At 47.0% G+C, this 13800-nt stretch carries 13 protein-coding genes; 10 read left to right on the top strand and 3 right to left on the bottom strand.

The window, feature by feature from the left end:
• Both LYZ37_RS23610 and LYZ37_RS23605 read left to right on the top strand, forming a co-directional pair.
• Positions 1 to 1092, top strand: a complete 1092-nt coding sequence (locus LYZ37_RS23610; RefSeq protein ID WP_272788558.1) for an alkene reductase — start codon at positions 1 to 3, stop codon at positions 1090 to 1092.
• A 102-nt stretch (positions 1093 to 1194) separates the two neighbouring features.
• The gene (locus tag LYZ37_RS23605) at positions 1195 to 1728 is read left to right on the top strand and encodes a YbhB/YbcL family Raf kinase inhibitor-like protein (RefSeq protein ID WP_195877776.1); all 534 of its coding nucleotides are present in this window, start codon (positions 1195 to 1197) and stop codon (positions 1726 to 1728) included.
• 43 nt (positions 1729 to 1771) lie between these two features.
• On the opposite strand, the gene LYZ37_RS23600 is transcribed toward LYZ37_RS23605, so the two are convergent.
• On the bottom strand, positions 1772 to 3361 hold the full coding sequence (locus tag LYZ37_RS23600) for a peptide ABC transporter substrate-binding protein (protein WP_272788557.1): 1590 nt from the start codon (positions 3359 to 3361) through the stop codon (positions 1772 to 1774).
• Positions 3362 to 3792: 431 nt separating this feature from the next.
• Here LYZ37_RS23600 and LYZ37_RS23595 point away from each other — a divergent pair, with 431 nt between their 5' ends.
• Positions 3793 to 4053 (top strand): H-NS family histone-like protein, encoded by a 261-nt coding sequence (locus LYZ37_RS23595; protein WP_004744279.1) that lies wholly within the window; start codon positions 3793 to 3795, stop codon positions 4051 to 4053.
• 104 nt (positions 4054 to 4157) lie between these two features.
• Complete coding sequence (locus LYZ37_RS23590; protein WP_272788556.1) at positions 4158 to 4523, top strand: hypothetical protein; 366 nt, start codon at positions 4158 to 4160, stop codon at positions 4521 to 4523.
• Here LYZ37_RS23590 and LYZ37_RS23585 read toward each other — a convergent pair.
• A complete protein-coding gene (locus LYZ37_RS23585; RefSeq protein WP_171322039.1) occupies positions 4518 to 5756 on the bottom strand; it encodes an aromatic amino acid transporter in 1239 nt (412 codons plus the stop codon). The two genes, LYZ37_RS23590 and LYZ37_RS23585, sit on opposite strands and share 6 nt — an antisense overlap.
• A gap of 372 nt (positions 5757 to 6128) precedes the next feature.
• Between LYZ37_RS23585 and LYZ37_RS23580 the strand changes: the two genes are divergently transcribed.
• The 6 genes from LYZ37_RS23580 (at position 6129) to LYZ37_RS23555 (ending at position 12598) form a co-directional block, all read left to right on the top strand.
• Entirely contained in the window at positions 6129 to 8669 is a 2541-nt protein-coding gene (locus LYZ37_RS23580) for a hypothetical protein (protein WP_272788555.1), read from the top strand.
• Positions 8669 to 9325, top strand: a complete 657-nt coding sequence (locus LYZ37_RS23575; RefSeq protein ID WP_239826561.1) for a hypothetical protein — start codon at positions 8669 to 8671, stop codon at positions 9323 to 9325. The genes LYZ37_RS23580 and LYZ37_RS23575 overlap by 1 nt, the downstream gene beginning before the upstream one ends.
• A gap of 1 nt (position 9326) precedes the next feature.
• Complete coding sequence (locus LYZ37_RS23570; protein WP_171381579.1) at positions 9327 to 10262, top strand: hypothetical protein; 936 nt, start codon at positions 9327 to 9329, stop codon at positions 10260 to 10262.
• A 144-nt stretch (positions 10263 to 10406) separates the two neighbouring features.
• Complete coding sequence (locus LYZ37_RS23565) at positions 10407 to 11687, top strand: hypothetical protein (RefSeq protein WP_239956209.1); 1281 nt, start codon at positions 10407 to 10409, stop codon at positions 11685 to 11687.
• A 283-nt stretch (positions 11688 to 11970) separates the two neighbouring features.
• The gene (locus LYZ37_RS23560) at positions 11971 to 12330 is read left to right on the top strand and encodes a hypothetical protein (protein ID WP_004744276.1); all 360 of its coding nucleotides are present in this window, start codon (positions 11971 to 11973) and stop codon (positions 12328 to 12330) included.
• Positions 12320 to 12598, top strand: coding sequence for a hypothetical protein (locus LYZ37_RS23555; RefSeq protein WP_004744275.1), 279 nt, complete (start codon positions 12320 to 12322; stop codon positions 12596 to 12598). Before LYZ37_RS23560 ends, LYZ37_RS23555 begins: the two co-directional genes overlap by 11 nt.
• A 200-nt stretch (positions 12599 to 12798) precedes the next feature.
• Here LYZ37_RS23555 and LYZ37_RS23550 read toward each other — a convergent pair whose 3' ends face one another.
• Positions 12799 to 13740 carry a hypothetical protein gene (locus LYZ37_RS23550; protein ID WP_171322036.1) on the bottom strand — a complete coding sequence of 314 codons (942 nt, stop codon included), beginning with the start codon at positions 13738 to 13740 and terminating at the stop codon, positions 12799 to 12801.
• Positions 13741 to 13800: the final 60 nt, after the last annotated feature.

Here is a 13800-nt window from a genome sequence, read left to right as displayed (position 1 = left end):
ATGAGTAAACTTTTTGAAGCGGTGCAGTTACCAGAGCTTGCGTTAAAAAATCGAGTGGTCATGGCTCCCATGACGCGTGCTCGTACAAGCCAGCCGGGTAATGTCCCAAACCGATTGATGGCAACGTACTATGCGCAGCGCGCTGGTGCGGGGTTGATCATCTCAGAGGCCACCCAGATTTCAGATGATTCGCAAGGGTATTCGTTTACCCCTGGTGTATACACGGATGAGCAAGTGGCAGGCTGGAGAGCAGTGACTCAAGCGGTCAAAGAGCAAGGCGCCGCGATGTACTGTCAACTGTGGCATGTTGGACGCGTATCTCATCCCACTTTCCAACAAGGTCGCGCCCCGCTCGCTCCTTCGGCATTGAAGCCCGTTGACACTCAAGTGTGGATTGCTGATGAACAAGGTGAGGGCCACATGGTTGACTGTATCGAACCTAGGGCGATGAACCAAGCTGACATTGATCGGGTGGTTAGTGACTTTGCTTCGGCGGCCAAACGAGCCATGCAAGCGGGCTTTGATGGTGTCGAGATTCATGGTGGCAATGGCTACCTCATCGATCAGTTTTTACGGACCAACTCTAACCATCGAACGGATCAATACGGTGGGACGCGAGAAAATCGAATTCGCTTTTTGCTGGATGTTGTGGATGCAGTTAGCGCAGCGATAGGCGCGAATAACGTTGGCGTACGACTTGCCCCGTTCATTACGTTCAAAGACATGAATTGTCCCGATATTGTGCCAACGATTTTAGCAGCGTCAAAGCAGTTACAAGCGCGCGAGATTGCGTATCTGCATTTATCGGAAGCCGACTGGGATGACGCGCCCGTTATCCCTGACAGTTTTCGTATTGCTCTGCGTGAATGTTTTACTCACCCAATTATTGTGGCCGGTAGCTACACGCAGGCTCGAGCCGATGAAATCCTTAAGAAAGGGTATGCAGATTTGGTGGCATTTGGTCGACCGTTTGTTTCAAACCCCGACTTGGTCACCCGACTCAAACATCAACACGCTTTGGCGGAGTTAGACGGCACGACTCTCTTTGGTGGGGATGAACGCGGCTATACTGACTATCCCTCGTATGGCTAACGGCGCAAGGTATAACGCCCCCGCGTTGGGGGCAATGGATTGGGTGTTGACGCGCTTAGGCGTCAACACGGTGGCTTTTAAACAACGTAGGAAAGGACAGCAATGAAAGGGATAGCCAAAACAATACTGGCAGTAGGTATCATGACGGTGAGCTCGGCGCAGGCGTTTGAGCTGACGAGCGATGACATTCGCGAAGGTCATCCGATGGACAAGACCTTTGAGTTTCAGGGGTGGGGGTGTGATGGTGGTAACCTGTCGCCGCAATTGACGTGGAAGGGTGCCCCACCAGGAACCAAGAGCTTCGCGATCTCGGTGTACGATCCAGATGCCCCAACAGGCAGTGGCTTTTGGCATTGGTTGGCGTTTAATATTCCGGCGTCTGTCCATACCCTGCCGCGCGGCGCAGACATTAAAAAGTTAGGTGGAACGGAATCACGCATTGATTTTGGCACTGCTGGCTTTGGTGGGGCATGCCCACCCGTGGCAGATGGCATGCATCGCTATCAATTTACCGTTTGGGCTTTACCGACGGCGAAACTGGAATTAGATGAGCAAACGCCCGCCGCGGTGGTTGGGTTTACTTTAAATAGTATGGCTCTGGATAAAGTCACATTAACAGCGACTTATACGCGCTAGTTGCCGTTAGGCTGGGCTTGCTCGTCGTTTGAGGCGCGTTCACTTACGGCGTTTTTGGTGGTGGTTGTAGTGAAAGATCCTTACTGTAAAGAGCCGCCGGGTAGCCAGGATCGTACCCTTGTAGTCTTGGCGTCGCGAGCCGATTTGTGACGCCAAAGTATAAAGGGATCAGTGGCATGGTTCCCAAAAGGTGCTCCTCGGCCTGCTGGTAGAAATGGACGCGTTCTTCGGTGGTGTCTGCGAGGCTGGCTTTCTCAAGGAGTGAGTCATAGAAGCGGTTGTGATAGTACTTTCCGCCAAGTGCATCACTGGCCAAGTAAGAAAGAAACGCACTGGCTTCATTGTAGTCCGCGCACCACCCCATGCGAGCGATTTGATATTCTCCCAGTCGAGTGCTGGAGAGGTAACTTTTCCACTCTTGGTTGAGTAATTCGACTTTGACAGGCAAGGTCGATTGCCACATTGCACTGATGGCTAAGGCGATTTTTTTGATCGAATCGCTGGTGTTGTATAGGAGCGTTAGGTGCAGGGGGTGGTCTTTTGTATACCCTGCTTGTGCGAACAACTGCCGAGCAAATGAATCTCGGCGACTCTGCGTGAGATTAGCTAAGGCAGGTTGCCAGTTCGGGGCATCTTGCGTAGTCGGGGGGATCAAATGGTAGGCAGGGATTTGGCCTTGTGCAAGCAGACGATCGGTAAGCACATTTCGGTCGATGGCGTAAGCTAGTGCCTGACGCACTCGAACGTCGTTAAGCGGGGGACGTAACGTATTAAATTGGTAAAACTCTGTGCATAGATTGGGTTTACGCAAAAGGCTCTCTGGCTGTTCTCGACGCAGTCGGGTGTAGTGTTCTAGAGGGACTGTAGAAGTGAGGTCTATCTCCCCCGTCATAAAGCGGTACATCTCAGAGATCGGGTTGTCAAGCGCGAGATAGGTCACTCGTTCGAGCTCGGTATTGGCATGATCCCAGTAACTGGGGTTTCGGCCAAGCTCTAGACGTTCGTTAATCACCCATTCAATCAACAGGAAGGCGCCATTGGTCACGATATGTTGAGGTTGAGTCCAGTGATCGCCAAAGCGTTGTATCGTTTTTTGGTGGACAGGAAGAAAGCTCGTATGCGCCAACATATGGACAAAGTAGGGAACAGGGCGATCGAGTTCGACAAGGAGTGAATGAGGGCCCTCTGTCTTGACTCCCAGTGCTGAGACTGGAGAGGTACCATCAATGATCGCTTGAGCGCCTCGAATGTGCGCCGCGCTGAGAAACCAGGCATACGGAGAAGCCGTGCTGGGGTCGACGGCTCGGCGCCAACTGTAAACATAGTCCTGTGCCGTGACGGGCTCGCCATTTGACCAAAAAATGTCATCACGAAGGGTAAATCGGTAGTGTTGATGATCGTTGGTTTGCCAATGGTGGGCATTTGCGGGCACGATGTCACCGCGGCGGTTGGTGATCACCAGGCCTTCAAACAAATCACGCAGCACATTGCTTTCGGCCACACCTTGCGCTTTATGCGGATCTAAGGTGGCGACTTCGACACCATTACCGATAGTCAGATGGTCAGCGCTCGCTGATAAAGAAAACAGTGAGAGTAGAATTAGGAGAAAGAGGGAAGTTTGAGCGATATTCATAAGGCTGGGTCCGGTAGCAAAAAAAAAGCAGTGAGAGGGCTCACTGCAAAACGGGGAGGAACTGTGGAGTCGCCTCGTGGTTTCCATTAATCATCGGAAAGTAATTAACTTATGGTTGTTTGTTGACTCATAGCCGCCAACGATCTGTGAATCAACACGACTTAATGTAAACCCAACACTCGTCTACAACTATTTATTAACGCGTATTAAGTGTCATTATTTAATGCACTATAACTAAATTTATTGGTGTGAATACCGCTATACGCATGGGGCTGATTCTAAAAAATTAATTTTAAAACATACAGTTATCATTTAGGCCCATCGCCGGTGTGTAGGTTCACGTTGGGCGAGGTGACGGACTAATAGGGATTGATTTTGCTTGTCGACGAGGCTATATGATGAGTATGAATTTGCGGGAGAAGGGTAGGAATATGGAGATTCAGGAACAACACAAAATTTTATTGAACAAAGGTCGTTTACGGGCACAACTGAAACACTGTTCTAGTGACGATTTGATGTTAGCTATCGACAATCTCACCACCGTGATACAAGAGCGTCGCCAAACGACGTTGAACAACAAACTAGCAAAAATCGCCCAACGGATTGATAGAGAAGGGATCGACGTTTCGTTATTACTTGCTCGACTTGGACAAATGACCACCTCCGGCTCAACAAGTCAAAATGGAGCTTAATTTGACTGGCCAAGTGATAAACGATCAGCAGCGAACGGGATAATTCAAGGTGGCGAACATGCTGATGCTCAGCCTGAGCATAGACAAGATAGGCGTGTAGATTCGTGATTAGGGCCGTCACCTTGGATCGAACTGCGTTGTTTGCTTTGGTTCTTAGGAATCGAGGGTTTGTGTTGACCGACTCTGGTGATAGCCACACTGGCGAAGAGGTCGTGATTGACTGGCCAGATCCGTCGACCTTGTCCCGTGTGTGTTGGCGGTTATCTTATGCGGGCATGCGAGCGGAAACGGGGCTTCATCGACCTCCATGGCGCTCCGCTTGTACGATTGTGTTGAGTTTAGAGGCGATCTTGCCGTCCCACTTTGTGGCTGATGACATTGAGGCCATCGCGGGCCTCACCGCTTCAATATTAGGTCAAGATTGCGATCTTAAAAGGACAGGCATCATCATTCATGAACTCCTGCTATGAAAAGGGTTTGCTCCAAAAGACAGGTAAGGCATTGAAGACACTCAATAGATTAATAACAATGATCCCCAGCCCAAAAACAAAGACGATGAGTAAGGTAATGTTTCCACCATACACGCGATAGGTAGGGGAAGGGTTGTGACGCTTTTGGCGGGTTTTATACACTAACAATGCTGGAATGAGGCACATCCAAATTGCTGCGGCTGCGGCGGCCAACGCAATAGCACTCACAAAACCAAAAGGCAGCAGTAATGAACACAAGAGAGGCGGCAAAAACGTTGCGGCCCAGGTTTTGGTGCGTCCTCGGCGACTGTTATCGAAGTGCAACATGTCGGCCAAAAAGTCAAATACCCCCAAACCCACACCGACGAAGCTTGACAACAAAGCAGCGGTCGAAAAGCTGTTGATGAATATGGTTGTGTAGCGATGGGGAATGAACTGGTTTACCGCTTCAAGTAACGCGTCAATGTTACCACCTTGTTCGATCACGGCATGGAAAGCAGCCTGAGGTAAGTTACCATAAACGCACACCAGCCATATTGCGTAGCATAGAAAGGCAATAGACGTCCCCCCGATCAGAGAATATTGCGCCATGCGTTCATTGCGATAATAATCGCGCATTGACGAGACGGCATGATGATAACCAAATGAGGCGACGGCGATCGGAAACAGTGCCCAGATGTATTGGCTCTGCTGCCAGCTAACAATGCCCACTACGTGGTCGACATCGATATGAAAGGCCAGTTGAGTCGCACTGAAGGCAAAAGTGAAAATCACGATGATCATCAGTAAAACAGAAAGGCGATCCACCCAAAAAGTGGAATGCCAGACCACGTAAGAAAAGAGGGCAGTAAACGCAATCGAAGCATAGGGCACCGAGATGTCAAGATACTGATGGAGGAGTTGCCCGGCTGAAGAAATGTATGCATACAATAAAATAGCCCCCACGAAGTACACCATGATGTTGTTCAACCAGGTCATTGGGGTACCCAGCAAGTCTTGAGTCAGCGTTGAAAAAGAAGAAGTGTAAGGGTAGGTTTGGAGAACCTCTAGGATCAAGCAGCCACTGAGGGTCATCACTAACATGGTGACAAACATAGTAAAGAGTGACCACAGTGTCCAAGCCCCCGCCCCGACGGTCGGTAGACCAAGCATTCCAGCCCCAATACAGATGCTTGCGATGATGCATACTCCGCCGATCAAAGACGGGTGTTTTGATTGAGATGTTGTTTCCATTGTCAGGTTCGCTCTTATTGTGTCGTCTCGCAAGTCGCTAAGAAGAGACGGCTTTGTTACAGGGGGACGTGACGTTCGGCTAGCGATTTCAATGATGTTGGCAATCTTGGCTCTTTGACGGCACTGGCGGCTACTTTATGCGAGCGAGAGATCCGGAGCAGGTTATTACTTTTTATTAACGGTAATAATGTGAAGTCTTCTGTGTAGTCACTGTCTTTGTGTCACGCTTGTAGCACGCTTGTTTTGTTCCAATACCCATCGTAAGGTGACTAGAGTTTGAGTAGCCTCACAGAAGTATGATATCCGGTTGAATTATATACGCATCTCATTGAGCATTAATTCTTATGTCTAGATGGTGTTGGTATTATTAAAATGTATGCATTACTTCGTTTGCTCATTGTATTCGTCGGTCTTTGGGTGACGAGCATGACTTATGCGTCCGATGTAGAGATAAAAACAACGTCCTCATTGGGGCAAGGGGTGCTATATGCTCACAATGGACAATGCTACGTCGTCACACCTGCACATGTGATGGACGGTGAAACCCGAGGAACTGCTTTAACTGCAGGTCGTCAACACTACCCGGTGACATTACTGCATACATTTGAGGTAGATCTCGCCATTCTTCGTTTCGATGCTATCGCTCCTAGGTGCGACAAAAGTCCACAACCTTTGAATGAGTTGGACAAGGTACTTACGGTAGTTCGTAATGGTGAAGTATTGACCAAGTTAAACGATGCAAGCACATTACGAACACCTATCGAAGTTGTCGGGATTGATGAAACAGAATACTTACAGATCAAAGCCAGTGACCAAGCTCGTCCGTTTAAACAAGGGTTCAGTGGCAGTGCCTTATACATCGCCAACAGTATCAGTGGTGTGTTACTTGAAGTCGAAGACGGTTATGGCTACGTGTATCGTTATGATGCAATGATGGAGCGGCTTAAAGAATACTTCGGTGTTGACGATGGCGTAACAGTGCAAGCAGAACAATTTTCTCCTCTTGAAATCAGTGAACAACTTGCTGGCGAGCAGAAGAAAGAATGGACACTATCACTCAAAAAGAACAGTCCTATCATTTTTGATGCTGGCAAACGAGACAGTCGACTCGAGTATAAGGTTGAAATTTTCGATCCTGACGATAAACGCGTTTTTAATGATACCTTTTATGCGAGATCGTCATATCGATATACTTATACACCTCAAACAGAGGGTGAGTATCTTCTGCGTGTGACTGGCTTACATAATCAGGGTTCCTTACATCTTGAGATCACGTCTTACACCACGGATACTCAATTGACGGGAGATGCCAATACTATCGTTATTGGCGATACGATCCGAAACAAACTAGCCTATCGGAGTGTGGCCACATATCGTGTGAATGCGACCAATAACAGTCCTATTGAGTTCCTTCTGATCCCTAAAGATAGCAACCTAGAGTACGATTTTGAGATTCTTAATTCAGATGGGCAACGCCAGTTCGTAGAGGATTTCTATGCGAAGAGTGAGTATCGTTTTGCCTTCACACCAAAAAGTAACGATCTTTACACTTTGAAATTCACGGGAGCGGCGAAATATGGCGAGTTTGAGATCCGTACTAAGCAATATCATCGTGATAGTCGCTTGCGATCTGCTGCGAATATTATTGAACCAGGAGATAAAATCGAAGACAAGTTGGCGCGAAATTCGGTTGCGGAATATCGAATAAGCTTAAAGAGAAACAGTCCTGTCGAGTTCTTGACTATCAAACGCGATAGCCCATTGGAGTACGACTTCGAGATTTTTGATTCGGAGGGTAAGCGCCATTTTGTGGAAGATTACTACGCTAAAAGTGAGTATCGATTTGCGTTTACCCCTTTACTCGACGATGTGTATACCTTGAAATTTACTGGAAAGCATCGTCATGGTGCTTTCGCATTGAAGCTCAAGCAATACAACACTGACAGCCAGCTAAGAGGCAAAGGTCATACTTTGCAAGTGGGGGAGAGCATGGATAACAAGTTGGCTGATAATACGGTCGCGGAGTATCAGATGCGAGGTGTGGGCAATAGCCCGATAGAATTTCAAATGATTCCCGTCGACAGCAACTTAGAGTACGACTTCGAGATTTTTGATGAGCAAGAACGGCGTTTGTTTAAAGAAGACTACTATGCGAAAGCAGCCTACCGCTTCGCGTTTACTCCGCAAAACGACGAGTGGTTGACCTTTCGATTAACGGGAATCAAACGTCATGGACGTGTGATCATTAAGACGAAGCAATACAACCACGATAGCCAACTGCGCGGAAAAGGGCATGCGCTAAGCGTTGGAGAAAGTATAGACAACAAGCTAGCGACGAACAGCATCGCTGAGTACTTCATCCAAGGTGTTGAAAATAGTCCTGTGGAGTTCATTATGTCGCCAGTTGATAGCAACCTCGAGTACGACTTTGAAATATTTGATGAAAACGAGCAGCGACTTTTTAAAGAAGACTATTACGCAAAAACTGGTTATCGGGTGGCGTATACGCCTGAGAAAAACGGGCGTCTGACGATTCGCTTGACAGGAATACAACGCCATGGGCGTGTGCTCATCAAGACCAAACAATACAACCTCGACAGCCAATTACGTGGAGGTGGACATACGGTCTATCTCGGGGATGTAATTAAAAACAAATTGGCTTCTCAAGCGGTTGCTGAGTATCAGTTACAAGTCGATGCAGGGACACAAATTGAGTTTTTGACAGAATCTCTAGACAGCCCGTTAGAGTACGATTTTGAACTCTTCTCAAGCAATGGCAAGCGGTTGTTTAAAGAAGATTATTATGCGAGTAAGGAGTACCGTTTTGCGTTCACTCCTCCTCAATCTGACACGTTGACTATCCGGTTCACGGGACTGAGCCGCCATGGTTCTTTTAAGCTTAAGGTAAAATGATGAGCCGATGGGGATTGATTGCCGCTTGGTGTATACCTTCATTAGTTCTCGCTAAGCAGCCAGATTTAATCAGTTTTACCGAATCTTACAATCAGACGGTGAAGGTTTCTGGTCGTTTTCATGCGGGGATTAATGTTGATTCTGGCTCACGAATAGAGGGACTCTATGTTGATATTCCCGCCGAACAGAGTGGTAAACTGTGCGTTAGCCTGATCAGTGTTGATGGCGTTTATCGCGCCAATATGGAGTATGACGTTTCTGATGTGACGTCTGGCATGATAGAGCTTCGTTTTCCAACGGCCTATCGAGGTGAGTTGGATCAGTTTGAATCTGATCAAATCGCTATTAAGGCAAGTGTGGCGGCGTCATGTCAAGACGTGCAGTCGTCGTTTCTATTAGCGTCATGGAATACGTTTGAAAACGCGGATTCGCTGAGTATCTTGATCCGCAGTGACGCTCGTCGAGATATTGCCTATATCCCGACTAAAGCGAATTATTTGTACAAAGCGAAATGCCAACGTATTCCATCGAGCTATGGGGTGTCGTATGACAAAAAATGCCAATTTGATCAGGTAGATCTTGATAAAGTCGAACAGGTTGAAATTGTACGCAAAAACTTACGCACTTTGCCACACATTGTCATAGAGATTAAATAGCATGAAGAAATGGATGCAACTGTCTCTAGTTATTGGCATGTTAAAGTGGCTAGGACGCACTGAATGGCTGGGCACATCGCAACGAAGTCGCGCATTTTTGCTACTAAGTGTGGTTTGCTGGCTAGGGTTTGCTGGGTACCTTCTAAAGACGACGTTTCCTTATATTCCAGGGTTGCCGCTCGTACCTACCCATGATTCCTTGTTTAACGTTCAAGCACGTACGGAACGTGTCGTGATTCAACCATATGAGTCTACTCCCTACCCATATTGGGAACTCGGTAGTGTGCAGCTGTTTGATGGTTGTGATGACAACTCAGAGCACGTATCAGGAACATTAAATATCGCTGAAGGTGTGCGGATAGAGATCCTTAAAACCGAGCGTAACGCTCTTTATATTACGCTTGATAGTAAGAGCTTTGCCTCTGTGGGAGAGCTGGTTACTATGCCAAACAAGGTCCTCTCGGACTGTGCCACATTTGTTTTAGATACACAGTCTAAGAGCTATACCTTACCGTTTGATGGTGAGGTAGAACTCGGGGGGGCGATCAAAGAAGCCAGCTTACGTTCAGCGTTGTTGCTCAGTGGTCAAGTTTCGATCGCGGATAAGCGGATCCTGTCCGAGGAGTATTATCAAACCACACCAGTCACATTGTCATTGGGGGATCGTTTTTCTATACGATCACCGTCAACCCAAACGTCTGGATTTATATATACAGATGCTAAACAAGGTGTCCAGGTATCGTATCGAGTCAAAGGAAAAATGGGGCTGATTGAAAAGTACAAATCTGAGCCGATAGAGATAGCCAATGGCTTTTGGGGAAAAGTACTTAACGATGACGTGCTAATGGTGCTTTGGGCCGTGTTTTTGGCTTTTTCTAGAGCCTTGGTGACGTTGGTGTCGCGTTACCATCAAGCTCGAACTCTTCACCCTACTTAATACAAGTTCGCTCGGAACGGTGCTTTGATGAGGCTTCCTTGTGACAAGGACTATTGCATACGCGGTGAGGTTCGGTTAATGCTTAGGATAAGCTTGCCATGATGCTACCGAATTCTCGCTGCGCGATGAATGACAGGAAAATGAATGCCAGATCTAAACCGAGATATGGGCCGTGAGGTCAGATTGTTGTGCGTGATTGATAAGCAAACATGTTTTATGGATCACAACGGAGAGGACGCCTCTGTCAATGAGGTAACGCTCGAGGCTTTGCCGCAAACAGGAACCAGCTTTATCGGTATTTGCATTGGGGAAAGTCAGTATGGGAGCTCATTATGGAGCGTCGATGTCACCAGTGCGCATATGGATCAGGTGCTCTCTAGTACTGGAAATCCTTACATTCGCAATTCGCTGCCCAAACTGCGTAACGGAGAGTTTTACGCTGTGTTAATAACGGTCAAGTATAATGACCAGAGTGACAGCTATCTGTACCGTACTTATTCAGAGGATGCGCCTAGACGAGCCGATGTGCTCAGAATGGCATTTCTAGAGTTTGGTTGTGAGAAAACTCAAAGGTATGAACGCCTTTATCAAGAAAGGCTACATGGCCAACCGGAGCGGGCCAAGCGACAAAAAGTACGTGATCATCAAGGTCAATTCGTACTGGTTCCCTACAGTGTTGGTCAAGGAATGTGTTCGTTGTTGCATAATGGATCGGTCGGTTACCTATTAGATGCGGGGGCGGGGACGCCCATTAAACGTCCAGATTACATCGGAAAAAAATTTTCCAACCAGCTGCGCGATGATATTAATGGGCTCGATGAAGTCAACGTCATTTTATCTCATCTAGATGCGGATCATTTTCGCTTGTTGCGGTGGGATACTGAGTTACTAAATAAGGTGGCATGTATTTTTATTCCTTCTCAGCAGCATTGGGTGGACTGTGCAGATAAGCGAGTGGCAAGTAAAGTCACGCCCGTGAAAACGATGAAGGTAGTCGGCCCGAATTTAACATTACATTGCGTGCGCACTCAGCCTAGTTTCAAAACGAATATCAAAAATGACCATGCATTGATCGTTCATGTCCAGCTCAATGATGAAGATGCGCTGTTTCCAGGAGACTACTCGTACCAGAAATTAAGGAGCGACAAGAACCCGTATCTGGCGAACTTGCCTCAGAGCTACGAGTATCTGTGTGCTCCACACCATGGGGATGAAGAAAGCCAATACTCGGTCCCCGAGAAAAACAGCCCAAACAGCGTGGTATTTTTTTCTGCAGGTAACCATAAGAGTTGGGGGCATCCCAAACCGTCCTCAGTGACGGCACACGAAAGCCAAGGCTTTAACACTCATACCGAGCAGTACACAAGATGTATTAAGGGTCTGAATGGTTGCACTATCAATAAGGCCAACAAGATAATCGGGTAAGTTGTGGCATAGTGCGGCCTTCAGGGAGACATGTCCAGACGAAACGTTTCGATCGTGTTAATGCTTCTTTGGTGATGGGCGATGAATGGGGGATTATTGATAACTTTAGCAGATGATTAGGACTAATAGAGGTGGTGTTTCGGACTTAATATCGAGGTGATTTTCTCCAACTGTCTGATGTAATGGATTTTTTTTGAAATTAGTGCAATTGAGTTCATGGTTTGTTTTTAAACATGTTCCGTTAACATATAGCGCATCAACGACGACGTATGAGGAAAGTAACGTGTACCAAGAACTTAGCGAATTGCTCGATGAGATCGGTTACGCTTTTGACAAGCATGAGCTAAAAATCTGTACTCTTCGAGCTCATAAAAATAAGGTTATCAAAGCCATGCTGGCTAAGGCCAGAGAGTTAGAGTTTGATATGTCGACCAACATCGCAAAAAGTGTTCTGTCCTCTATCATTAGCCAAGAAGAGATTGATGAACAAGAAGCCATCGAAATTCTTACCGATTACGTGACAAGTGACGTATCTAAACAGACTACGATGCGTGAACGTTTGTTTGCTGCGGCGATCCGCAAAAGCGAGGATTTTCACATTGTCATGTTACTAAATGGTGAGGGTGCTCGACGTGTTGTATAAAGAAGTACTGCGTGAACGTGCGAAAGAGGCGCTGCGCTGCGCACGCCTGCTTGAACTCAATACCGCTGAGCGCCATACAAAGGTATGTTTGATTGCCTGTATCGCGGATACTGACATCCACATCAACAATATTGGCGAGGTATTAAGCTTGTCTATTTCGAACCCAACGCAACTGTTGGTCGGAGCCTTTGAGAAAAGTGAACTGATTGGACTCATCCAGCCTTTGATCGAGAACAACGGGGAGCCAGTCCTACCGTATCGAAAATAGCGACCTGTGCATTTTAACGCTTTGTTAAGCCGCTACGGTGTCATGGATGCCCGTAGCTTTGTCGTTGGCTTAACAGTATTAGAATGTGCCTGCCAAAATCCCTTTCTCTAGTCAGAAACATTACCTCAAATGTGACGAGCCTATTTTAGGATTCAATCACCTAATTATCATGATAATTAGATTGCTCTAATAGTGAACAATTAAATGACATTTATTTTTGCAACTAGGGCGTTGTCATTGGATCTGTCGTGGAAGCAGTTCATCAATTTTCCTTTTTCCGAATAGTAAGTAAGAAAATCGATTAAATCGTGACATGAAATTGATCTTACTCCCAAGTCAATGACTGTACCTGCATGATGCTTATTAAATTCAGAACCAACACGAATCAAAACCTTATCGGGTGCAAATATATTTTTTGCTTTGATAAGCATGGATCTGACTTTATTTTTACGCTTTGATTTATCCCTAAATACTGGAGTTTGGGGAGGGGTACCTTTGAACGTAATATCATAACTGTTGGTGCTTGAAACGGCATTGGCGATCTGTTTTCCGATGGTATAGCCATCCAACACGACATCTTTAATGTTTGACAGATTAACCGCTGAATTCCCGATGGAACTGTTGGGGCTTGTCGCTTTCGATTTTGGGGAAACCACATTGCCCCCTTGGGCAACGATTTGCTCGGCAAGCATACCCGTAGCGGTTTTGACGCCCTCTCCAGCCTGGCTTGGAATGAGGCCTTTCAGAACTGGCGAGACGGTCTCCCCAAATTTCGGGCCTGCCCAGGCCATAGCGATACCGGACAGGTTATGGATGACGGCGTCGGCAAATGGGTTTTCCACCGCTGCGTTCAAAGTATCGCTTGGTTTGTTGATCCAAATTTTAATGCTCTCATAACGGTTTGTGACGTAAAAATACCGTGGATTGCGTGTCTCCATTTTGTCGAGTCCCACAACGATCGCCTCAAGCGTCCCGGATAGGCAGACATCTTTAACCGAGACGTCGTAAGGGCCTTTAAGGAGGCTGTTGGGGGAGGCGAGATCGATAATTCCTCGAACGGCGATACCAAGTTTTCTATCGGCTGCACACCCGTTTGCTTCATAGCAAATAGTGGCGTCGTCTGGGCTCCATGGGGCTTTCATGCGTTCCCTCTCTTTATCACAATAGGGTTTATGTCAACAATATATAAATGGGTGAGGAAA

It is taken from the genome of Vibrio tubiashii, assembly GCF_028551255.1.
Taxonomy (GTDB): domain Bacteria; phylum Pseudomonadota; class Gammaproteobacteria; order Enterobacterales; family Vibrionaceae; genus Vibrio; species Vibrio tubiashii_B.
This window is presented reverse-complemented; position numbering and strand designations above follow the sequence as displayed.